We start from the raw sequence: 21,107 nt of genomic DNA, 5'->3' as shown, positions 1-21,107 counted from the left end.
CACGCGGGAATCGCGGCGGCGTGATGCCGCTTCCCGCCACCTTCGAGGCAATGCGATGGCTCAGGACAGTGAAGCAGTATCCGCGCCGCTGATCGAGCGGCGTTCGATCGACTACATCCCCGAATCCGAACGGCACGGCAAGCTGTACAGCCAGTTCACGCTGTGGATGGGCGCCAACCTCCAGATCACCGCCATCGTCACCGGCGCCTTGGCCGTTGTGCTGGGCGGCGACGTGTTCTGGTCGCTGATCGGATTGTTCGTGGGCCAGGTCCTGGGCGGCGGGGTGATGGCGCTGCATGCGGCGCAGGGCCCCAAGCTGGGCCTGCCGCAGATGATCTCCAGCCGGGTGCAGTTCGGCGTCTACGGCGCGGCGATTCCCATCGTGCTGGTGTGCCTGATGTACCTGGGCTTCACGGCCACCGGCACCGTGCTGTCGGGCCAGGCGCTGGGCCAGCTGTTCGGCGTCAGCGACACCACGGGCATCCTGATCTTCGCGGCGGTGATCATCGCCGCCACCCTGTTCGGCTACCGCGTGATCCACATCATCGGACGGATCGCCACAATCCTGGGCATCATCGCGTTCGTGTACCTGTTCAGCCGCGTGATGGCGGTGGGCGACGTGGGCCAGCTGTTGCAGATCCGGCACTTCAGCTGGAGCTCGTTCCTGCTGGCGGTGTCGCTGGCGGCGTCGTGGCAGATCGCCTATGGCCCGTACGTGGCGGACTACTCGCGCTATCTGCCCAGCGCCACGTCTTCCACGAAGACGTTCCTGGCAGTGGGGCTGGGGTCGGTGGTGGGCGCGCAAATCGCGATGGTGCTGGGGGTGCTGGCCGCCGCCATGGCCGCCGGCCAGTTCGCGGGGCGCGAAGTCGCCTACATCGTAGGCCTGGGCGGCACCGGCACGATGGCGGCGCTGCTGTACTTCAGCATCGCCTTCGGCAAGATCACGATCTCCACGTTGAATTCCTACGGCAGCTTCATGTGCATCGCCACGATCGCCAGCGGCTTCCGGGGCCAGGTGCAGATCACGCACCGGCAGCGGGCGGTGGCCGTGGTGCTGATCGTGGCGGCGGCGACGGCCGTGGCGTTGATCGGCCAGCATTCTTTCCTGAACGCGTTCAAGTCGTTCATCCTTTTCCTGCTGGCGTTTTTCGTGCCCTGGAGCGCGGTGAACCTGGTGGACTACTACTTCGTGAACCGCGGCCAGTATGACGTCGCGGCGCTGTCGGATCCGAACGGGCGCTACGGTCGCTGGAACATGCCCGGCATCCTCGTCTACGCCTTCGGCGTGCTGGTGCAGATGCCCTTCATCTCGACCAAGCTCTATACGGGGCCGATGGTCGAACGGCTGGGCGGCGTGGATATCTCGTGGATCATCGGCTTGATCGTCCCCAGCATCCTTTACTACCTGTTCGCGCGCCGCGGTACGCGGCCCGCCCTCCACGATCCGGTGCGAAAGCCGGCGTGACAACGAATTTGCATGACGCCGGCAACCGGCACAGGAGACCCAGAATGGATTTGCATTTGAAACCCGGCCAGTTGACCTTGTCGGATCTGCGGCGCGTGTACCAGCAGCCGGTCCGCGTGACGCTGGACCCTGCCGCCGGCGGCGCCATCGATGCCAGCGTGGCCACGGTCGAGCGCATCATCGCGGAAGGCCGCACGGTCTATGGCATCAACACGGGTTTCGGGTTGCTGGCGTCCACCAAGATTGCCCGCGAAGACCTCGAGGCGCTGCAAAGTTCGCTGGTGCGTTCGCATGCCGCCGGCGTAGGCGCGGCAATGGACGACGCCATGGTCCGCCTGATCATGGTGCTGAAGATCAACAGCCTGGCGCGCGGTTACTCCGGCATCCGCCGTCAAGTCATCGACAGCCTGATCGCGCTGGTGAACGCCGGCGTCTATCCGCACATTCCGCTAAAGGGCTCGGTGGGCGCCTCCGGCGACCTGGCGCCGCTGGCCCATATGTCGATGGTGCTGCTGGGCGAAAGCCGCGCCCGCCACCAGGGTGAATGGCTGCCCGCGAAAGAGGCGCTGGCCCGCGCGGGCCTGACGCCGCTGACCCTGGCCGCCAAAGAAGGCCTGGCGCTCTTGAACGGGACGCAGGTGTCCACCGCCTACGCCTTGCGCGGCCTGTTCGAAGCCGAAGACATGATGGCCGCCGGCCTCGTGTGCGGCAGCCTCAGCGTGGAAGCGATGCTGGGCTCGCGCGTGCCGTTCGACGCCCGCATCCACGCCGCGCGCGGCCAGATCGGGCAGATCGACGTGGCCGCGGTGTACCGCGAGCTGCTGGGCAACGACAGCGAGGTCGGCCACTCGCACGCGGACTGCGAGAAGGTGCAGGACCCCTATTCCCTGCGCTGCCAGCCCCAGGTGATGGGCGCCTGCCTGACGCAGATCCGCCATGCCGCAGAGGTGCTGCAGATCGAATCCAACGCCGTATCGGACAACCCGCTGGTGTTCGTGGACCAGGGCGACGTGATCTCGGGCGGCAACTTCCATGCCGAGCCCGTGGCGATGGTGGCGGACAACCTGGCGCTGGCGTTGGCCGAGATCGGCGCGCTGTCGGAACGCCGCATTGCGCTGATGATGGACAAGCACATGTCGCAGCTGCCGCCGTTCCTCGTCGCCAAGGGCGGCGTGAACTCCGGCTTCATGATCGCGCAGGTCACCGCGGCGGCGCTGGCCAGCGACAACAAGGCGCTGGCGCATCCCGCCAGCGTCGACAGCATGCCCACCTCGGCCAACCAGGAAGACCACGTGTCCATGGCGCCCAACGCCGGCAAGCGGCTCTGGGCCATGGCGGAGAACGTGCGCGACATCCTGGCCATCGAATGGCTGGGCGCGTGCCAGGGCCTGGACTTCCGGGAAGGACTGAAGACCTCGCCCCAGCTTGAGCAGGCGCGCCGCGCCTTGCGCGAACAGGTGCCGCATTACGAAGAAGACCGCTTCTTCGCGCCGGACATCGCCGCCGCCAGCGGTCTGATCGCCGCGCAGGTCCTGAACGGCCTGATGCCGGCAGGCCTCTTGCCCAGCCTTTAAGTTCGAATCATGCGGCCCCTTTCCGGGGCCGCGATGAATCCACGCCTTGTGACGACGCCCGCAGATGGCGCGCGCCGGGCGGTTGACGGTGCTCGCGGATAACAAGCGTACGGAGACAGGAATGCAGGCACAAAGACAGGCACAACCCGAGGTAAAGACGCAGGACCTTAAACGCGGACTCAATGCCCGGCACATCCGCTTCATGGCCTTGGGCTCGGCGATCGGGACGGGGCTTTTCTACGGCTCGGCCAAGGCCATCCAGGAAGCCGGCCCGTCCGTGCTGCTTGCCTACCTGATCGCAGGCGCGGCCGTCTACATGGTGATGCGCGCATTGGGCGAAATGGCGGTGCACAACCCCGTGTCGGGGTCGTTCGGCCAGTACGCCACCAGCTATCTGGGACCCGTCGCCGGGTTCCTGACGGGCTGGACCTATGCCTTCGAGATGATCATCGTTTGTCTGGCCGACATCACCGCGTTCGGGCTGTACATGGGCTTCTGGTATCCCGACGTGCCGCGCTGGATCTGGGTGCTGTCGATCGTGTGCTTCATCGGCGCGATCAACCTGTGTTCGGTCAAGGTGTTCGGCGAACTGGAGTTCTGGCTGTCGCTGCTGAAGGTGGGCGCCATCATCGCGATGATCGCCGGCGGGCTGGGCATCATGCTGTTCGGCTTCGGGCTGAACGCCGACAGCGCGGCGACGGGTGTGCATAACCTGTGGGCGCATGGCGGCTTCATGCCCAACGGCGTGGGCGGACTGGTCGCGTCGCTGGCGGTGGTGGTGTTCGCGTTTGGCGGCATCGAGATTATCGGCATTACCGCGGGCGAAGCGAAAGATCCCGGCCGCACCCTGCCGCGCGCCATCAATGCGGTGCCCCTGCGCATCCTGCTGTTCTACGTGCTGACGCTGTTCGTGCTGATGTCCATCTTCCCCTGGACGCAGATCGGCAGCAAGGGCAGCCCGTTCGTGCAGATCTTCGACAGCCTGGGAATCAGCTCGGCCGCCACCATCCTCAACATCGTCGTGATCTCGGCGGCGGTGTCGGCAATCAATAGCGACATCTTCGGCGCGGGGCGCATGCTGTACGGCATGGCGCAGCAGGGCCAGGCGCCGCGCGGCTTTGCGGCGGTATCCCGCAACGGCGTGCCCTGGATGACCGTCGTGGTGATGTCGGTGGCGCTGCTGCTGGGCGTGGTGCTGAACTACCTGATCCCCGAGGGTGTGTTTTTGTTGATCGCCTCGATCGCCACCTTCGCCACCGTGTGGGTCTGGCTGATGATCCTGTTGTCGCAAGTGGCGATGCGGCGCAAGATGAGTCCGGAGGCCGTCGCCGCGCTGAAATTCCCGGTGCCGTTCTGGCCGGCGGGGCCGATCGCGGCGATCTTGTTCATGCTGTTCGTGTTCGGGGTGCTGGGTTACTTCCCCCGCACGCAGGCGGCGCTGGCGGTGGGTGTGGTGTGGATCGCCTTGCTGTGCGTGGCGTACCGCATGTGGGTGTACCCCAACCGCCCCGATGGCGGCCTCCCGGTGCCGGTGGCGCAGGGGTCCGATTGATTACGGTTTTCAGGAGAATGGGATGAGACAGGTCTGGCGTAATTGCCATGTCGCCACGATGGCGGATGGCGCTTACTCGGCGATCGAGCGGGCCGCCATCGTGACGCGTGCCGATCGCATTGAATGGATCGGCCCCGAGGCGGACTTGCCGGCCGCCGACGCGGCGCATGAGCACGACCTGGGCGGCGCCTGGGTCACGCCGGGCCTGATCGACTGCCACACGCACCTGGTGTTCGGCGGCAACCGCAGCCTGGAGTTCGAGCAGCGCCTGCAAGGCGTGGACTACGCCACGATCGCGGCGCAGGGCGGCGGCATCGCCAGCACCGTGCGCGCCACGCGCGACGCCTCCGAAGACGCGCTTTACGTCAGTGCGCGCCGGCGGGCCTTGCACCTGTTGGCGGACGGCGTCACCACGCTGGAGGTCAAATCCGGCTACGGGCTGGACCTGCCCAACGAACGCAAGATGCTGCGGGTGGCGCGGCGCCTGGGCCAGACGCTGCCGCTGACGGTGCAGGCCACGTGTCTGGCCGCGCACGCCTTGCCGCCCGAGTACGCGGGGCGCGCCGACGACTACATCGACGAAGTCGCGCGCCGCATGCTGCCGGTGCTGGCCGCAGAAGGGCTGGTCGATGCGGTCGACGCGTTCTGCGAGCATCTGGCGTTCTCGCCCGAACAAGTAGAGCGCGTGTTCAAGGCCGCGGCGCATCTGGACCTGCCGGTCAAGCTGCATGCCGAGCAACTTTCTTCCTTGCATGGGGCCACGCTGGCGGCGCGCTACGGCGCTCTGTCGGCGGACCACCTGGAATACCTCACGGAAAGCGACGTGGTGGCGATGGCCGGAGCCGGCACGGTGGCCGTGCTGTTGCCGGGCGCTTTCTACGCTTTGCGTGAAACGCAATTGCCGCCGCTGGACCTGCTGCGCCGTCACGGCGTGCCTATTGCGATCTCTACCGACCTGAATCCCGGGACCTCGCCCGTGCTGTCCTTGCGGCTGATGCTGAGCATGGCTTGCACGCTCTTTCGGATGACGCCCGAAGAGGCGCTGGCCGGCGTCACGACGCATGCGGCCCGTGCCTTGGGGTTGCAGGCCACCCACGGCGTGCTGGCCGTGGACAAGGTGGCGGACTTCGTGGCGTGGGAGGTCGCGCATCCATCGGAGCTGGCGTATTGGATCGGCGGGGACCTGCCCAAGCGCATCGTCCGGCACGGCGCCGTGGTGGATGTGGCCGCGTTGTCTTGAGCGGCGGCGGATTCGGACCAACAGGCGTCCGATCCGGACCAGATGCGATGCGGCGGCGCCGTTTGGCGTGGCGGCGTTCTACGATGTGGGCGAAGCCGTCCGATGGCGGACGCGCGAAGACGACAGCGTAGAGGAACACGTATGCGGATCTGCATGATGGAGGGGCCGGTAGACCTGGCGCCGGAAGGCGCCACCTGGGAGGGCATCGCCGAGCGCATCAGCGAACTGGCGCCCGACCTGCTGGTCACCAACGAGATGCCCTTCGGCTCCTGGCTGGCGGCGCTGCCCGACTATGACCCGGCGCTGGCCGGCGAATCGGTGCGCATCCACGAGGCCGGGCTGGCGGCGTTGGCGGCGCTGGACGTGCCCGCCATCGTGTCCTCGCGCCCGGTGCCGGCCGGCGGCCGCCTGGCCAACGAGGCCTTTGCCTTGCAGGGCGGACGCTACACCCGGCTGCATCACAAGCAGTACTTTCCGCAGGAACCGGGTTTTTTCGAAGCCACGTGGTTTGAACCCGCGCTGGCGGGCTTCGACGTTGTCGAGGTGGGCGGCATCCGTCTGGGCGTGCAGTTGTGCACCGAGCTGATGTTCAACGAGCGCGCGCGCCGTTATGGCCGTGAGGGCGCTGAACTGATCGTGGTGCCGCGCGCAAGCGGCGCCTCCATCGGTCGCTGGATGACGGCGGGCGCGATGGCGGCGCTGGTGTCGGGCTGCTATGTGGTCAGTTCCAACCGGGCGGGCCGCACGGCCGACGGACAGGTGTTCGGCGGCCGCGCCTTCGCCTTCCTGCCCGACGGCGAGCTGCTGGCGCAGTCGACCGACAGCGAATCGATCGTGGTGATCGACGTGGATCCGGCCCGGTCGCGGGCGCAGCAGGCGCTGTACCCGTGCTACGTGCGGGAGTGACGCGGCTCAGGCTGCGATCGCGATCGCCCGCTGGTCCTGCACCAACGAGGGCAACCGGAACGCGCTGACGGCGCCCTGCAGCCGCTGCGCCTGCGTCTCCAACGAGGACGCGGCCGCCGCGGCCTCTTCGACCAGCGCGGCGTTCTGCTGCGTCACCTGGTCCATCTGGTTCACCGCCGTGTTCACCTGGTCGATGCCGGTCACCTGTTCCTGCGACGCGGTCGCGATCTCGCTGACCAGCAGCGTCAGGCGTTCGATGGTCGCCAGAATCTCCTCCATCGTGCGGCCGGCGGCTTCGACCTGGGCCGACCCGGCCTGCACGGTGGCGCCCGATGCGCTGAGCAATTGCTTGATCTCTTTGGCCGCACCCGCGCTGCGCTGCGCCAGCGAGCGGACTTCGGCGGCCACTACCGCGAAGCCCTTGCCCTCTTCACCGGCCCGGGCCGCTTCCACCGCGGCGTTCAGCGCCAGGATGTTGGTCTGGAAGGCGATGCCGTCGATGACGCTGACGATGTCTTCGATGCGGCCGGCGTCCTGCGCGATCTCGCGCATGGTGCTGACCGCTTCTTTCACCGCGTGGCCGCCGCGCTGCACCACATCGCTGGCAACGGCGGCCATCTGGTTGGCCTGGCGGGCGTTTTCGGCGTTGCTGGTGACGGTGGACAGCAGTTGCTCCATGCTGGCCGCGGTCTGCTCCAGGGACGCCGCCTGCTGTTCAGTGCGGCTGGACAGGTCCTGGTTGCCGGCGGCGATCTCGCTGGATCCGGCATTGATCTCGACCACGCCGTCTCGCACCGCGTGGACCGTACGCACCAGGCTGGCTTGCATGTCCTGCAGGTAGGGAATGAGTTGGCCGGCGCAGTTGCGGCCATAGGAGGCGATGGGCGTGGTCAGGTCGCCGCTGGCGATGCGGCGGAAATGGTCCTTGATCGTCTCCAGCGGTTGCCGCACGAACGTCACGACGTAGCGGTCGCCCAGCACCAGCAGCAACAGGCAGATGCCCAGCACGATGCCCATGCCGATGTAGGCATGCTGGCGCTTGGCGGCGGCGTCGTCCCACAGCAGGGTTTCACGCTGCTTGGCGTAGGCCTCGTAGTCCTCGATGCTCTTGCCGAAGGCGCGGCTCGCCGTCACGACGGCGCTGGCGGCGTGCGCGCGGGCGCGCGCAATGTCACCGGCTTCCAGATGCTGGCGCTGCACCGCGATGCCGCCGGTGACCAGGGCGTCGAAGCTGGCTTGCATGGGGTCCAGGAGGGCGGCCGGGGCATCCTTGCGCGCCAGCGCCACAAACGCCGTTTGCTGCCGCCGGGCTTCGTCCAGCGCGGCGTCGATGCTGCGGCCTTCTTCCGCCGCCTGGGCGGTCTGGCCTGCGCTTGCATATTCCAGCTGGCGCGACAGCCGCAGCCGCGCGCGCATGACCTGATCGTTGACCCGGGACAGGGCGGAGACTTCGTGCAGGAGTTCGTTGCTGGCAGCGAGCGCTTCGCCTGCGCTGTGCAGGCCGTTGACGCTGATGGCCGACAGGCCGGTGAGCAAGGCGCTGATCATGAGCAGGGTGCACAGGATCATGCGGCGGATGGTGATGTCTTTCAAGAACTGTGTCATGCGAGTCGTACCCCCGATACAGCGAGTGCTGCATCGACAACAACGACCCGGCTTCGGCGATATTTAGCCGCTGTTTCACAACTTACGAATATATCGGCTCGATCGCAGAATATATCGAAAAATCACGCAACAATATTGCGTGTTAGCGTTTTCACGCGTTGAAACGCAAGCGGGAAAAGCTGGCGATGCAGGCCAGCCCGGCGCACAAGCCGCCCAGCCACAAGGCGGCGATTGCGCCATGCGTCGAGGACACATGAAAGCACGCGGCCACCAGCGCCGCGCCGCTGGCCTGGCCCAACAGGCGCACGGTGCCGATCATGCCGCTGGCGCCACCGGCCCGCGACGCGGGCGCCGACGTCATGATGGCGCGCAGGTTGGGCGATTGGAAAAAGCCAAATCCCGCGCCGCAGATGGCCATGCGCCACGAGATGTCCCAGACCGACGGCGCGGCGGGCATCAGGGCCAGCAGCACCAGCCCCACGGCCAGCAGCGCCAGGCCGATGCCGCCCAGGATGCCGGCCGGATAGTGGTCGGACATGCGCCCGGCGATGGGCGCCATGATGGCCACCACGACCGGCCAGGGCGTGATCAGGAAACCCGTGTGTACCTGGCTGTAGCCCAGCACGGACTGGAACAGGAAGGGCAGCGACACGAACGCCAGCGCCTGTGCCGCGAAGGCGCAGACCGCCGTGGCGGCCGACAGCGCGAACAAGGGCCGGCGCAGCAGGTCCACGGCCAGGATCGGCGCGGGGTGGCCGGCCTGGCGGCGCATCAGCAGCCACAGGCTGGCGATGGCGCCGCCCCATTCGAGCGTGACGCGCGGCCAGGGCGCGCCGTGCGCCAGTTCATTGGACCCCAGCACGAACAGGCCCAGCGTCAGCGCACACAGCAAGGCGGCGATGCCGTCGAAACCGTGGGGGGCGCGCGCCGTCTCGGGCAGGCCGCGCAGGGCCAGCACCGCGGCCACGATACCGATGGGCACGTTGATCAGGAACAGCCAGTGCCAGGACCCCAGCAGCAGGATGGCGGACGCCGCCGTGGGGCCGGCCGCAAACGACAGGCCGACCACCATCGCGTTCAGGCCCAGCCCGCGGCCCAGCATGTGCGAGGGATAGATGAAGCGCAGCAGCGCCCCGTTCACGCTCATCACGCCGGCCGCGCCCAGGCCTTGCAGGATCCGCGCCACCACCAGCGCCGGCAGCGACGGCGCCAGGCCACAGGCCAGCGACGACACGACGAACATCACCAGCCCTACGATGTAGACGCGCCGGTGGCCCAGGATCTCGCCCAGCGCGGCCGCGGGCAGCAGTCCCGCCACCATGGCCAGCTGATAGCCGCTGATGACCCAGATCGACCCCGCGTCGCTGGCCTGCAGATCGCGCGCGATGGTGGGCAACGCGGTGTTGGCGATGGCCGTGTCCAGGCTGGCCATGCAGACCGCCAGCATCACGGCCAGCAGCGCGCCAAGGCGTTCGGAAGCAGGCAAGCCGGCACCAGCCGGATAGACGGTATTGCGGGAGAACGAGAGCATGGGGCGTCGGCGGGCGAGGCGTCCGGACGGAGCGTCCGGAATCAGGAGGACTGATTCTAATGCCGCATCGGGATTCAACGCTTCGTCAGCCTGGGCGCGATGCGCCAGTGGCGTTTCGCCGATGCGCAATCAAAAATTCCATAATGAGACCGCTCGGTCACATCGAATAATGGGCGTGATTATCCGATGCATTAATTGACGGTAATTAATTCGCATCGAATCGTGTCACTAATTGAAACTAACAAAATAGCGTAAATACAACGACTTGTACGACGGTAGTCAGCCCCCTGCTGTAGAGGGAGCGGGTACTGAAAATCAGGCCGGGAGCGGGCAGATTATTAAGATTTCGTAATAATAAAAATGAATAGATGAAACTATTTGGTGCCTGATCGATTTATTCGACGTACGATTATTCCAATCAGATTCGGCGGTGCAACTCGTTCGATGGAGGGTTTCACGATGAAACGCTTGTCCTTGCATGCAGCGGTCTTGTCATTGATTTGCGCCAGCGCCGCGCCGGGGCTGGCAGCGGCGCAAGCCGGCCCCACGGCGAATTTCAACGTCACCCTCACCATCACCGCGAACTGCGTGATCGCTGCCAATAATCTGGCATTCGGCAGTCACGGCGTATTGGCCACTGCGGTTACCGGCAATACCACCTTGAACGTCACGTGCAGCAACACCACGCCCTATACCGTCGGATTGAGCGCCGGCACCGGGACGGGGTCGACAGGGACGACGCGGTTCATGAGCGGCACCGGCAGCAATACCCAGACGGTGGCTTATCAGCTGTACCAGCCCGGCAGCCAGACGGTGGTCTGGGGCGACGCCCAAGTGGCCGATCGCGTCAGCGGGGTCGGCAATGGCTCGGCGCAGCCTTTGGTGGTCAATGGCGCCGTGCCCGTCCAGACGACGCCGGCGCCCGATAATTACTCTTCCACGGTCACTGCCACGGTCTATTTCTAGGGCGTGCGAATGCAAGCACTCCTTGCGGCCATATTGGCGTTGTGCATCACAGGGTGGACCGGCCTGGCCTTCGGGGCGGCGCTGCAAATATCACCGGTATTGGTGGAGATGGCGCCGCAGCAGCCAGCCAGCGGCATTATGTTGCGCAATCCCGGCAATACACCCATTTATGGGCAAGTCCGCATCTATCGCTGGGAACAGGCGGATGGCGATGATGTCCTGACTGCTACCGAAGAAGTCCAGGCCAGCCCGCCGATTATCCAGGTTGCACCGGGCGGCGAACAATTGGTGCGGCTGGTCCGGGCGTCCCGCGAACTCGCTCCGGTCGAGCGCAGTTACCGTCTGATCATCGACGAGATTCCCGACCCGGCCTCGCCAGGCGTCAACGGAGTGGTGTTGCGGCTGCGCTATTCCGTGCCCGTCTTCGTCGCGGGGGCTGCTCCCTCTCCGGCGCCCGATCTGGCGTGGCAAGTGCAGCGGGCGGGCGACGCCTGGGTGCTGCGCCTGTCAAACACCGGGACGCGTTACGCGCAGGTCGCGGCGCTGCAGATTCTGGATGCCGCGGGCAGGCCCGTGGCGAATGTCGATGGATTATTGGGATACGCGTTGGCACAGCGCGCGCGCGAATGGCGCATCCCCGCAAAACAAAAGGCACCGGCAGCGGTGCGGATCAAAGCCCTGATCAACGGTGACCTCGTCACCGTATCCCCACGCGTTGATTGATCGCGTGCCGGCCGCCTTCGTGCGGACCGGCGAGCAAGAGGAAGGCAGGCCATGGCAGTGCGCGCTTCCCGTGTTCGCGGGCGACGCGCCTGGTGCTTCGCACTGTGTTTGCTGGGTGCGCAGGCCCAGGCGGCGAACCCGCCCGACCTATTGTTGACCTTCGGCAATCTTGCCGAGCGCGACGTGTTCCTGGAGGTGAGTATCAACGGCGTCAATACTTCGCAGCTGCTGCGTTTCCGGGATGCGCAGGGCCGTTTGTCCGTCAGCGGCAGCGCCTTGCGGTCAGTAGGGGTCGACCTGTCCCGAATCGACATCCCGGATACGGGCGAGATCGCATTGGACGGGGTCGCCGGCCTGCGGTATGCCTACAATCCGGCGGCCCAGTCCGTGGATATCGTGTTGCCCGATGCCTTGCGCCTGCCCTATGAACTGGGCGCGCAGGGGGCGACGAAGACGCCGATGGCCACGGCCGGGCGTGGTTTGCTGCTGAACTACGACGCCTATACGCAGACCGATTCGCGCTACCGGGTGGCGCTCTTCACCGAGCAGCGCTACTTCGACCGGTTTGGCACGTTCAGCAACACCGGCACGTCGTATCTGGGCGGCGCCGGCGACCGCTACGTGCGCTACGACACGTATTGGGCGCGATCCGACCAGGAGACGATGCGGACCCTGCGCTTGGGCGACACCATCACCTCGTCCTTGAACTGGTCGCGTTCCGTGCGTGTGGCGGGCATCCAGTGGGGCAGGAACTTTGCGTTGCGTCCGGACCTGGTCACGTTTCCGGTGTCCACGCTGAGCGCCTCGTCCGTCGTGCCGTCCTCCGTGGCGCTGTACGTCAATGGCGTGCAGCAGTATTCCGGCAACGTGCCGCCGGGGCCGTTCGTGGTGAACCAGGTCCCGGGCATTACCGGTGCGGGCCAGGCCACGCTGGTCACGCGCGACGCGCTGGGGCGCACGGTCAGCACGTCGGTGCCGCTGTATATCGATACGCGCATGCTGGCTGCCGGGCTGTCCAGCTATTCCGTGGAGGCGGGATTCGTGCGCCGTCTGTTCAGCGTGCGCTCTTTCGACTACGACAACCAGCCGGTGATGGCGGCATCGGGGCGCTACGGTTATAGCGACACCCTGACGTGGGAGGGGCATGGCGAAGCCACGGCAGGCCTGTACAACATCGGCGCCGGCGCCCTGGTGAAATTGGGTCAGGCTGGGGTGGTCAGCGGGTCCCTGGCGGGCAGCGCGGGCCGCTATGACGGCGGGCAGGTCGGCCTGGGCTACCAATACGTGCAGCCCGCATTCAGCGTGGATGCGCAAGCCACGCGCGTGCTGGGCGACTACGGTGACCTGGGATCGCGCGAAGACGCGCCCGTGCCCCGTCAGACCGAACGGGTGACCGTGTCCGTGCCGCTGACGGCGTCGCAAAGCGTGGCGTTCAGCTATATCGGCTACCGCATGCCGCATGTGCCGGCAGCCAAGTTGGGGTCGGCGTCCTACACCGTCAACCTGCACAGCCGGGTCGTCATGACGCTGAGCGCCTACAACGATTTCACTCAATCCGATTCGCGCGGAGTCTATCTGGGCTTGTCCTTCATGCTGGGCGACCGGACGCAGGCCACCGCCTCGGTCAGCAGGCAAGGCGGGCAGGATGCGTACAGCCTCGGTGCGCAAAGCAGCGTGGCGTACGAGGGAGGCTGGGGCTGGGCGGTGCAGAACGGACGGTCGGGCGGCATGCAATACAACCAGGGGCAGGCGCAGTACCTTGGCCGGTACGGCCTGCTGGCCGGCATCGTGCAGGAATACGGCGGCAAGACGATGGCCGCGGCGCAAGCGTCGGGATCAATCACGCTGATGGACGGCACGGTGCTGCCCTCGCGCCGCATCAATGACAGTTTCGCGCTGGTGTCCACGGACGGCGCGCCCGATGTGGCGGTGCTGCACGAAAACCGCAAGCTGGGCCGGACCAACGGCAGCGGTTATCTGCTGGTGCCGGATCTGAATTCCTATCAGTCGAACCGCATCGCGATCGATCCCGAAGACCTGCCCGTGGACGTGAAGCTGGACACCACCAAGGTGGTCGTCGTGCCGCAGGCGGGGGCTGGCGTGCTGGCGAAGTTCCAGGTCGAGCAATACGCGGCGGCCTCGGTCATCCTGACAATGCCGGACGGCGGGTTCGTGCCCGTGGGGGCGGAAGTGGCGCACGCCGAAAGCGGCAAGCACTCTGTCGTGGGCTACGACGGACTGACGTTCGTCGAGGACTTGCAGCCGCGCAATCACCTGAGAATAAAGGGGGCGGGCGTTTCCTGCGCGGTGGCGTTCGACTATGCGCATGCGGCCAACCGGCCCATGCCCACCTTGGGGCCCTTCCCCTGTCTGCCGCCTGGCGCGGGGGGACCATGAGGACGCGCCTGATCCGGCCTGCGCTGCAGGCGCTGACGGCCCTGTCGTTGGGATATGCCGGCGCGTCCGAGGCCAGTTCCTGCGCGCTGGGCGCCGCCACCACTTACACGGTGAACTTCGGCACCGTCAATCCACTGCTGCCTGCCGACACTTTCAGCGATGGCGGGCAAATCGCGGTGACTTGCACTTTCACCCTGCTCGGCCTTTTCGCGCGGGTGTGCTTCAACCTGGGCCAGGGCGACACCAGCACCTCGATCAACCCGCGCACCTTGGGCGCCGGCACGAACCGGATGAACTACAACCTGTACACGGACGCGGCGCATTCCCAGGTGTGGGGCACGTCCACCAGTTCGGGCCCTACCTCCGTGCTGCTGACCGGGCCGCTCGTCGTCGGCGGGGGGCCGGTGTCCACGACCTTCAGGTTCTACGGAAAGTTGCCGGGTAACCAGCCGTTGGTCTCGACGGTAAACAACGCCAACACTCAATACTCGGAAAACTATGCGACCACCGCGACGGTGGATGTGGTGTTCGGCCTGGGCGGGTTGGCAAACTGCCCGGTGACGCCGACGCAACGGATCCTTGTCCCGCTTACCGTGACGGCACTGGTGCAGAAGAATTGCACGATCAACGCCACGGATCTGATGTTCCCGCCCCGGGGCGTCTTGAACGCCGCGACGACGGGTACCAGCACGATCACCGTCAAATGCACCAACAACAATGCGTTCTCGGTGGCCTTGAACGGAGGCGCCGTCGCCAACAATGTGCTGGCCCGCAAAATGAAGCACTCGACCGCCGCCGATACCGTGGGCTATCAGCTCTATCAGGACGGCAACTACGCCACTATTTGGGGCGACGCCTCGGGCGGCAGCCCGCGCACGGGGACGGGCACTGGCTCCAATCAGACGTTCACGGTGTATGGGCGCGTGCCAGCACAGACGACGCCGCGGCCGGGGGACTACAAGGACGTCGTCACCGCCACCATCACTTTCTGAGGCTTGCCTAACGTCCGGTGCGGTCCCGCAGCATGGCCGCCAGTTCCGCGTAGCAGCGCTGCACTGCGGCGCGTGCCTGCGTTTCGGGGGCGCGGGTCATCAGGCAGATGCGGCGCGTCATCTGCGGGCGCTGCACGGGCACTATGGCCAGGCCGTCACCGCGCTGGCCCTGGGTGTACAAGCGCGAGATCAATCCCACCCGCAGCCCGGCGCGCACCAGGCTGTAGAGCGTATCGGTGTAGTTCAGCGTGTCGGTCGCAGCCAAATCCGCGCCTTGCTGGCGCAGCGTGGACACAATCATCTCGTAGGTGCTGCCGCGTGACAGTACGGCCAGCGGTTCGTGCTTCAGGTCCTGCCACGTGACCGCGGCGCGGCGCGACAGCCTGTGCGTGTCGGCCAGCACCGCGACCAGTTCGTCTTCGGCCACGAAGGCGGCGGCCACGCCGGGCATCAGGCCGAAATCCAGCCCCAGGCCGATGTCCAGTTCGCCGTTGTTCAGGGCGGCCATCAGTTCGTCGTTCAGGTGGTCGCTCAAGACCAGCACGGTTTCGGGATGGCGCAAGCGCCATTGCGCCACGGCGGGCGCCAGCAGGTGCATGGTGGACGGGATGCAGCCGATGCGCACCGTGGCGGCCTGCGTATCCAGCAGGCGCTGCAGGTCGTCCGCGCCCTGGGTGTAGGTATTGAGCAGCCATTCGATCTGGGCGCGGGCGGCAAGCCCCGCGGGGGTCAGGCGCACGTGGTGGGTGCTGCGCTCGAACAACGCCACGCCCATCAGCGTTTCCAGTTCACGGATGGCGGATGACAAGGCGGGCTGGCTTAGCGACAGCGCCTGGGCGGCGCGGCTGAAGCTGGCATGGCGCGCCACTTCCTTGAAGCCGCGCAACTGGCGCAAGGTGGGTTGGCGCGGCGGCGTGGCCGGGCGGTCCGGCTCGGGGCGCTTAGTCATAGATTTACCTGATGAATCTATAAAAATATACCATTTCAGTTATTACCCGGAGCTGCGTAGGATGGCGCCGTCGCCCTCCGGCGCGCCCCTGCCTGGGCGCGCGTATCCGCCCTGATCGCCCTCACCATGTTCAAACGCCTGTTCCTGTCCGTGTCCGTGCTGGCGGCCGCGCTGTGCATCGCCCCTGCCGCCTGTGCCCAAACGCCCTGGCCGGGCGCGAAGCCGCTGACCCTGATCGTGCCGTTCAGCCCGGGCGGCAACGTGGACACCACGGCGCGTTTGGTTGCGCAGAAGCTGGCCGAACGGTTGAACCAATCGATCATCGTGGACAACGTGGCGGGCGCAGGCGGCGTGCTGGGCGTGGCCCGCGCCACCCATGCCGCGCCTGATGGCTATACGCTGGTGATGGGCTTTGACGGCCCCATCAGCGTGGCCCGCCTGATCAATTCGGCCGTGAAGTACGACGCCGAGAAGGACCTGACGCCGGTGGCGCTGGTGACGACCGCGCCGGTCGTGCTGCTGGCCCGCCCTGGCCTGCCGGTGAACAACATGGATGAGCTGATCGCGCTGGCCCGCGCCAAGCCGGACACACTGACCTATGCGTCCTCGGGCGTCGGCACGGTGCTGCACCTGTCGATGGAAGTGATGCAGGACCAGGCCAAGGTGAAACTGGTCCACGTGCCTTATCGCGGCGGGGCGCAGATCACCAACGACGTGATGGGCGGCCAGGTGGACCTGGGGCTTCTGGTCACCACCAGCGCCACGCCGCTGGTGCAGCAGAACAAGCTGCGCGCGCTGGGCGTGACCTCCGCAGAGCGCGTCGCCACCTTGCCGGGCGTGCAGGCCTTTGCCGAAACCGCCGAGCTCAAAGGGTTTGAACTGAACACCTGGATGGGCGTGTTTGCGCCGACTGGCACGGACCCGCAGGTGGTGCGGCAGCTGAACCAGGCCTTGAATGCCGTGCTGAAGCTGGACGACGTGCAAAAGCGCCTGGCCGAAGGCGGGGCTATCGCGGGCGAAGGCACGCCGGAAGATTTCGCCGCCTTCCTGAAGAAGGAAAAGGCCGTGTACGCGCACATCGTGAAAAGCGCCAACATCCAGCAGGAATAAGGCTGCTGACCTCAAGGATGCCCAACGACATGAACGCTTTCGCGCTTGGTCCCGTGCTGCCTGAAATCCAGGCCATTCAGCAAGAGATGGTGGCGCTGCGCCATCAGATCCATGCGCATCCCGAACTGGCCTACCAGGAAGTCGCCACTGGCGACCTCGTGGCCGAACGCCTGACCGCCTGGGGCTACGAGGTGCACCGCGGCCTGGGCGTGACCGGCGTGGTCGGCACCTTGCGCCGCGGGACGGGCGCGCGCCGGCTGGGGCTGCGCGCCGACATGGACGCCCTGCCCATCCATGAAACCACCGGCTTGCCCTACGCCAGCCAGCACCCGGGCAAGATGCACGCCTGCGGGCACGACGGGCATACGGCCACCCTGCTGGCCGCGGCCCATGCGCTGGCGCAGCGCGGCCAGTTCGACGGCACCGTGCATCTGATCTTCCAGCCGGCCGAAGAAGGCCACGGCGGCGCGCAGAAGATGATCGCCGACGGCTTGTTCGACCGGTTCCCGTGCGACGCCGTCTACAGCTTCCATAACGAACCGGGCTATCCGGCCGGGCATTTCGGGTTCCGCGCCGGCGTCATGTACAGCTCGTCCGATACCGTGGTGCTGACGGTCAGCGGCGTGGGCGGCCATGGCGCGATGCCGCACGTGGCGGTGGACCCCATCGTGGCGGCCGCCAGCATCGTGCTGGCCCTGCAGACCATCGTGTCGCGCGAAGTGGACCCCAACGACATGGCGGTGGTGACCATCGGCGCCATCCATGGCGGCGATGCGCCCAACGTGATCCCGAAGTCGGTGGAACTGCGCCTGACCGTGCGCGCCCGCCGCCCCGAAACGCGCGCCCTGCTGCGTGAACGCATCACCTCCATCGCTACGGCGCAGGCCGCCGTGCACCGCGCCACCGTCCAGGTCGACTACCGGTGGCGCTACCCGCCGGTCGTCAACGACCGCGGCGCGACGCAATTCGCGGCCGCCGTCGCGCAGGACTGGCTGGGCGCGGAACGGGTGATCCCCGACCTGCAGCCGTTGCAGGCCAGCGACGACTTCGCCTTCATGCTGGAGGCCGTGCCGGGCAGCTACTTCATCGTCGGCAATGGCGAGGGCGAAGGGGGCTGCATGGTGCACAACCCCGACTACGATTTCAACGACGACATCCTGCCGGTCACGGCCAGCTACTGGGTGAAACTGGCCGAGCGCTTTCTGGCCGCCGATACCCCTGCGTTTTGAATGCCGCTTCAGGCTCCGTATGACTGCTTCCCCTGTATCCCCCGCCGCTCACGAATCAGCCTTCGACGCCACCACTGGCTACTGGCAAGAGATCGTCAGCGCCGATGCGCTGCCCGTGCCGGTTGAACCGCCCTATTCCCGCGGCTATCCGGCACGCTTGCCGGATGGCCGCTACCTGGTGCTGCCGCTGCGGGGCGTGCCCGGCGACCCGGACCGTTGCGTAGCCTCGCTGATCGCCAACCATGCCAGCCTGGATGTGGTCGAGGCGCTGGCCGGGTTCATGGCGGACCGGGCGCGCGCCTTCCAGGCCGACGTGGTCGTGGGGCTGCCCACGCTGGGCCTGGCGTTCGCGCCGCTGGTGGCGCGCGGGCTGGGCTTTACGCGCTACGTGCCCTTCGGTTATTCCCGCAAGTACTGGTATGACGAAAACCTGTCGGTGCCGGTGCAATCGCTGACCACGCCGGAGGCCGGAAAGTTGTTGTACGTGGACCCGAATCTGGCGGGTAGCCTGCGCGGTCGCCGCGTGCTGGTGGTGGATGATGCCGTCAGCACCGGGCAGACGATGGTGTCCGCGCTGACATTGCTGGCGCGCTGCGGCGCCGAGGTGGCGGGCATCGTCGTGGCCATGTGCCAGGGCACGCGCTGGCGCAGCCGGCTGGTCGACGCCCAAGGCGTGCCGCTGCCAGTGGCCTGCGCGTTCGAGTCGCCGCGCCTGCGGCGGGTCGCGCACGGCTGGGCGCCCGAGCCCGGCGCTTAAGGACGCTCGGGCGCGGGTCGGGGCTTGACCGGCCAGAACAGCGTGGCCGGACGCTGCCAGATGCGCTGGCGCACGCCCGCCGACAGAGAATCGCGGTCGCCGCGGCGCAGGTTGCGCGAGCGCAGCGCCACATTGAACGCCAGCGCGAAGCTCACGACCACGTTCAGCAGCCCCGTTATCGCGGTGCCGGCCACGGCCATCCAGAACGCTTGCGTGTGCACGACTTCCCATCCCAGCGTGCCCAGCGCCGTGCCGATCTGACCGGCGCTGAGCGTCACGTGGCGCACTTCCACATGCGGGCCGAAGAAGCTCACGATGGCCGGGCCCAGGCCCAGCATCAGGCCCAGCGACACGTTGCCCGCGATGCCCGAGATATTGCGCTGCCAGAAGCCGGCCCAGCGCACTGCGCCGCGCTCGCCCAGCAGGTGCCGGGCGCGCCGGTTGTAAGCCATCACGTCGTGCACGCGGTGCAGCGCGAACCAGTTGTCGGCCCAGCCGGCGATCAGGCTGGACAGCCATAGCAACACGCCGGTGGCGGCCGCATAGATGGGCGTGGGCCCCCAGGCCGAGAACGAGGCCAGTGTTTCCTGCGCCTTGTCCGCACTGATTAGCGGCCGGTCCAGGCCGTTCAGGGCGATCCATTGCACGGCCCACGCCAAGGGGAAGACCACCGCCAGATTGCCCAGGATGGCCGCCGCGTTGGAACGGATCATGGCCAGCGTGTCGTCCAGGAAGGCTTCGCGGCCTTGTGGTGTATAGGCGTCGTCCAGCCGATGGGCCAGTGCCGGCCCCGTCATGGCCGGTTGCTTGGTGGCCAGCGTGAAGTGCGCGAAGTGGATCACGAGGAAGCCGCCGGCGTAGTTCAGCGAGGCCAGCAGGCCTTCGATGAACTTGTCCAGGTGCAGCGAGACGATGAAGAATTTCAGGTAGACGGTGAACACCATGATGAAGCCGCCACCCAGCGACGCCTTGAGCATCGTCAGGTATTCCGCGGCGTCGCGCGCGATGTAGTGTTCGCCGGTTTCAGCGGTGCGTTCCATCACCCGGCGCGCCAGCTGCGCGAACGACGAGGCCGCCAGGTGCCGGATGCTGCTGCGGGCCTGGGTGGAGCGGATCAGTTCGGCCGTCAGGTGCACGTACTTGTGGCGCTGCGTGGGGTCCACCCAGACGCTCAGCAGCAGTTCGATGCGGTCCAGGCGCAGCTTCATGCGTTCGATCTGGAACACCACTTCAACCGATACCCCGTTCTTCTCCAGTTCGTCGTAGACGCCTTGGGTGGCGGCGCGGCAGCCGTCCAGCAGGGCGCGGAACATGTTCAGGCGGCGGCCGAAGACCTCGCGGGGCGTATCGGGTCCGCTGTCGCACAGTTCGGCCGCGGCGCCGGCCAGCGCAAAGAATGGCGAGTCCTCTACGCGGCCCGGCAGGCGCGACCGGATGTCCTGGGCGAGTCCCGTCGCGCGCACCTGGCTGACCAGCACCTGGATGCTGCTGGTCAGCGCCGCTTCCAGTCGCGGCGCGGGCGGTTCGGGGGCGGTGGGGTCCAGGCGTGCCAGGCCGTCGCCCTGGCGGTACAGCGCGCGCATGCGGGCCAGGGTGTCGTCGTCCAGCGATTCGATCCACTGCGCGTCGCCGGCCCGGCGGAAGATCAGCGAGAACAGGCCGAACATGTCGCTGCGGTTGGGTGGGGGCGGCAATATCCGGGCTTGCGCGCGGTCCCAGAATTCGCCCCAGAAGCCGGGGTGCGAGGCCACGCCGGTGTCGCACAGCAGCGAAGTGGGATCGTTGTCCGCCACCAGCGAACGCAGCGTGGCGGCGACGGGCGCCGCGCGTTCAGGGTTGTTTTCCAGCACCTGCAGCAGGTAGCGCAGGCGGGCGTGCTGCGGATGGCGGACGGCGTCTGCGTCGGGGGCGGGCGTGCCGGGTGCGGTGGATGTGGCCGTGGCGGGCCGGCCGGGGCGGTCCAGCCACCGGCTCAGGTCCACCATCCACAGGTTGCGCTCGGCTAGCGGGGCGTCGGGATCGGCGCTCGCGAGGATGACGTCCAGCTGCGGGCCGCCATGCCGCGAGGCCCGCCACTTGCGCCAAAGAGAGGTAAGCATGGGCGGGCC

16 protein-coding genes are annotated in these 21,107 nt (G+C 67.0%); 12 read left to right on the top strand and 4 right to left on the bottom strand.

Annotated elements, in window-relative coordinates:
• Positions 1 to 55: 55 nt before the first annotated feature.
• The 5 genes from AC3WMU_RS25840 to AC3WMU_RS25820 all read left to right on the top strand — a co-directional run bounded on the left by AC3WMU_RS25840 (position 56) and on the right by AC3WMU_RS25820 (position 6,740).
• Entirely contained in the window at positions 56 to 1,468 is a 1,413-nt protein-coding gene (locus tag AC3WMU_RS25840; RefSeq protein WP_492283151.1) for a purine-cytosine permease family protein, read from the top strand.
• A 44-nt stretch (positions 1,469 to 1,512) separates the two neighbouring features.
• Positions 1,513 to 3,042, top strand: a complete 1,530-nt coding sequence (gene hutH, locus AC3WMU_RS25835; RefSeq protein ID WP_492283150.1) for a histidine ammonia-lyase — start codon at positions 1,513 to 1,515, stop codon at positions 3,040 to 3,042.
• Positions 3,043 to 3,163: 121 nt separating this feature from the next.
• Positions 3,164 to 4,594 (top strand): amino acid permease, encoded by a 1,431-nt coding sequence (locus tag AC3WMU_RS25830; protein WP_006226786.1) that lies wholly within the window; start codon positions 3,164 to 3,166, stop codon positions 4,592 to 4,594.
• A gap of 22 nt (positions 4,595 to 4,616) precedes the next feature.
• On the top strand, positions 4,617 to 5,834 hold the full coding sequence (gene hutI / locus AC3WMU_RS25825; protein WP_006226787.1) for an imidazolonepropionase: 1,218 nt from the start codon (positions 4,617 to 4,619) through the stop codon (positions 5,832 to 5,834).
• A gap of 141 nt (positions 5,835 to 5,975) precedes the next feature.
• Positions 5,976 to 6,740 carry a carbon-nitrogen hydrolase family protein gene (locus AC3WMU_RS25820; protein ID WP_280027337.1) on the top strand — a complete coding sequence of 255 codons (765 nt, stop codon included), beginning with the start codon at positions 5,976 to 5,978 and terminating at the stop codon, positions 6,738 to 6,740.
• A gap of 6 nt (positions 6,741 to 6,746) precedes the next feature.
• Here the strand turns inward: AC3WMU_RS25820 and AC3WMU_RS25815 are convergent, their stop codons facing one another.
• Both AC3WMU_RS25815 and AC3WMU_RS25810 read right to left on the bottom strand, forming a co-directional pair.
• On the bottom strand, positions 6,747 to 8,345 hold the full coding sequence (locus AC3WMU_RS25815) for a methyl-accepting chemotaxis protein (protein ID WP_424625638.1): 1,599 nt from the start codon (positions 8,343 to 8,345) through the stop codon (positions 6,747 to 6,749).
• Between the two features lie 151 nt (positions 8,346 to 8,496).
• Entirely contained in the window at positions 8,497 to 9,876 is a 1,380-nt protein-coding gene (locus tag AC3WMU_RS25810; RefSeq protein WP_280027339.1) for an MFS transporter, read from the bottom strand.
• Positions 9,877 to 10,320: 444 nt separating this feature from the next.
• On the opposite strand from AC3WMU_RS25810, the gene AC3WMU_RS25805 reads away from it, so the two are divergent.
• Genes AC3WMU_RS25805 through AC3WMU_RS25790 form a run of 4 tightly spaced genes read left to right on the top strand, consistent with a single transcriptional unit; the run spans position 10,321 to position 14,954 of the window.
• The gene (locus AC3WMU_RS25805; protein WP_006226791.1) at positions 10,321 to 10,842 is read left to right on the top strand and encodes a Csu type fimbrial protein; all 522 of its coding nucleotides are present in this window, start codon (positions 10,321 to 10,323) and stop codon (positions 10,840 to 10,842) included.
• Positions 10,843 to 10,851: 9 nt separating this feature from the next.
• Entirely contained in the window at positions 10,852 to 11,565 is a 714-nt protein-coding gene (locus AC3WMU_RS25800) for a fimbrial biogenesis chaperone (RefSeq protein WP_035213916.1), read from the top strand.
• 51 nt (positions 11,566 to 11,616) lie between these two features.
• Entirely contained in the window at positions 11,617 to 13,962 is a 2,346-nt protein-coding gene (locus tag AC3WMU_RS25795; protein WP_280027341.1) for a fimbria/pilus outer membrane usher protein, read from the top strand.
• Positions 13,959 to 14,954 carry a Csu type fimbrial protein gene (locus tag AC3WMU_RS25790; RefSeq protein ID WP_006226794.1) on the top strand — a complete coding sequence of 332 codons (996 nt, stop codon included), beginning with the start codon at positions 13,959 to 13,961 and terminating at the stop codon, positions 14,952 to 14,954. The genes AC3WMU_RS25795 and AC3WMU_RS25790 overlap by 4 nt, the downstream gene beginning before the upstream one ends.
• A 7-nt stretch (positions 14,955 to 14,961) precedes the next feature.
• Here the strand turns inward: AC3WMU_RS25790 and AC3WMU_RS25785 are convergent, their stop codons facing one another.
• Positions 14,962 to 15,903, bottom strand: coding sequence for a LysR family transcriptional regulator (locus AC3WMU_RS25785; RefSeq protein WP_424625633.1), 942 nt, complete (start codon positions 15,901 to 15,903; stop codon positions 14,962 to 14,964).
• 126 nt (positions 15,904 to 16,029) lie between these two features.
• Between AC3WMU_RS25785 and AC3WMU_RS25780 the strand changes: the two genes are divergently transcribed.
• Genes AC3WMU_RS25780 through AC3WMU_RS25770 form a run of 3 tightly spaced genes read left to right on the top strand, consistent with a single transcriptional unit; the run spans position 16,030 to position 18,999 of the window.
• Positions 16,030 to 17,013: a Bug family tripartite tricarboxylate transporter substrate binding protein gene (locus AC3WMU_RS25780; protein ID WP_492283149.1), complete on the top strand. Its 984-nt coding sequence runs from the start codon at positions 16,030 to 16,032 to the stop codon at positions 17,011 to 17,013.
• A 29-nt stretch (positions 17,014 to 17,042) separates the two neighbouring features.
• Positions 17,043 to 18,242, top strand: coding sequence for a M20 aminoacylase family protein (locus AC3WMU_RS25775; RefSeq protein ID WP_492283148.1), 1,200 nt, complete (start codon positions 17,043 to 17,045; stop codon positions 18,240 to 18,242).
• 19 nt (positions 18,243 to 18,261) lie between these two features.
• Positions 18,262 to 18,999, top strand: a complete 738-nt coding sequence (locus tag AC3WMU_RS25770; protein ID WP_088589648.1) for a phosphoribosyltransferase — start codon at positions 18,262 to 18,264, stop codon at positions 18,997 to 18,999.
• On the opposite strand, the gene AC3WMU_RS25765 is transcribed toward AC3WMU_RS25770, so the two are convergent.
• Entirely contained in the window at positions 18,996 to 21,098 is a 2,103-nt protein-coding gene (locus AC3WMU_RS25765) for a site-specific recombinase (RefSeq protein WP_492283147.1), read from the bottom strand. The genes AC3WMU_RS25770 and AC3WMU_RS25765 overlap by 4 nt on opposite strands.
• Positions 21,099 to 21,107: the final 9 nt, after the last annotated feature.

Source organism: Achromobacter sp. FW305-C-13, from assembly GCF_058783475.1.
Note: the sequence above shows the minus strand (reverse complement) of the source record. Positions and strands in the feature narration are given on the sequence as shown.

Excerpts from the sequence above, each read along its gene's own strand:
- AC3WMU_RS25840 (WP_492283151.1), top strand. The coding sequence starts at position 56 with ATGGCTCAGGACAGTGAAGCAGTATCCGCGCCGCTGATCGAGCGGCGT.
- hutH (WP_492283150.1), top strand. The coding sequence starts at position 1,513 with ATGGATTTGCATTTGAAACCCGGCCAGTTGACCTTGTCGGATCTGCGG.
- AC3WMU_RS25830 (WP_006226786.1), top strand. The coding sequence starts at position 3,164 with ATGCAGGCACAAAGACAGGCACAACCCGAGGTAAAGACGCAGGACCTT.
- hutI (WP_006226787.1), top strand. The coding sequence starts at position 4,617 with ATGAGACAGGTCTGGCGTAATTGCCATGTCGCCACGATGGCGGATGGC.
- AC3WMU_RS25820 (WP_280027337.1), top strand. The coding sequence starts at position 5,976 with ATGCGGATCTGCATGATGGAGGGGCCGGTAGACCTGGCGCCGGAAGGC.
- AC3WMU_RS25815 (WP_424625638.1), bottom strand. The coding sequence starts at position 8,345 with ATGACACAGTTCTTGAAAGACATCACCATCCGCCGCATGATCCTGTGC.
- AC3WMU_RS25810 (WP_280027339.1), bottom strand. The coding sequence starts at position 9,876 with ATGCTCTCGTTCTCCCGCAATACCGTCTATCCGGCTGGTGCCGGCTTG.
- AC3WMU_RS25805 (WP_006226791.1), top strand. The coding sequence starts at position 10,321 with ATGGAGGGTTTCACGATGAAACGCTTGTCCTTGCATGCAGCGGTCTTG.
- AC3WMU_RS25800 (WP_035213916.1), top strand. The coding sequence starts at position 10,852 with ATGCAAGCACTCCTTGCGGCCATATTGGCGTTGTGCATCACAGGGTGG.
- AC3WMU_RS25795 (WP_280027341.1), top strand. The coding sequence starts at position 11,617 with ATGGCAGTGCGCGCTTCCCGTGTTCGCGGGCGACGCGCCTGGTGCTTC.
- AC3WMU_RS25790 (WP_006226794.1), top strand. The coding sequence starts at position 13,959 with ATGAGGACGCGCCTGATCCGGCCTGCGCTGCAGGCGCTGACGGCCCTG.
- AC3WMU_RS25785 (WP_424625633.1), bottom strand. The coding sequence starts at position 15,903 with ATGACTAAGCGCCCCGAGCCGGACCGCCCGGCCACGCCGCCGCGCCAA.
- AC3WMU_RS25780 (WP_492283149.1), top strand. The coding sequence starts at position 16,030 with ATGTTCAAACGCCTGTTCCTGTCCGTGTCCGTGCTGGCGGCCGCGCTG.
- AC3WMU_RS25775 (WP_492283148.1), top strand. The coding sequence starts at position 17,043 with ATGAACGCTTTCGCGCTTGGTCCCGTGCTGCCTGAAATCCAGGCCATT.
- AC3WMU_RS25770 (WP_088589648.1), top strand. The coding sequence starts at position 18,262 with ATGACTGCTTCCCCTGTATCCCCCGCCGCTCACGAATCAGCCTTCGAC.
- AC3WMU_RS25765 (WP_492283147.1), bottom strand. The coding sequence starts at position 21,098 with ATGCTTACCTCTCTTTGGCGCAAGTGGCGGGCCTCGCGGCATGGCGGC.